At 58.7% G+C, this 538-nt stretch carries 1 rRNA gene; it reads left to right on the forward strand.

Features of this window, described 5'->3' with window-relative positions:
- Positions 1-538 (forward strand): 23S ribosomal RNA (locus ABD231_RS42095); the annotation flags it as partial.

A 538-nucleotide genomic window follows, 5' to 3' on the forward strand; every position in this document is an offset into this window, starting at 1 on the left:
GGTGTCGAGTGTAAGTGCACAAGGGAGCTTGACTGTGAGACAGACATGTCGAGCAGGGACGAAAGTCGGAACTAGTGATCCGGCGGTGGCATGTGGGAGCACCGTCGCTCAACGGATAAAAGGTACCCCGGGGATAACAGGCTGATCTTCCCCAAGAGTCCATATCGACGGGATGGTTTGGCACCTCGATGTCGGCTCGTCGCATCCTGGGGCTGGAGTAGGTCCCAAGGGTTGGGCTGTTCGCCCATTAAAGCGGCACGCGAGCTGGGTTTAGAACGTCGTGAGACAGTTCGGTCCCTATCCGCTGCGCGCGCAGGAGACTTGAGAAGGGCTGCCCCTAGTACGAGAGGACCGGGGTGGACGAACCTCTGGTGTGCCAGTTGTTCCGCCAGGAGCACGGCTGGTTGGCTACGTTCGGGAGTGATAACCGCTGAAAGCATCTAAGCGGGAAGCACGCTTCAAGATGAGGTCTCCCACCGGGTTAACCGGGTAAGGCCCCCAGTAGACCACTGGGTTGATAGGCCAGAAGTGGAAGCAT

It is taken from the genome of Kribbella yunnanensis, assembly GCF_039529655.1.
GTDB classification, from domain to species: domain Bacteria; phylum Actinomycetota; class Actinomycetes; order Propionibacteriales; family Kribbellaceae; genus Kribbella; species Kribbella yunnanensis.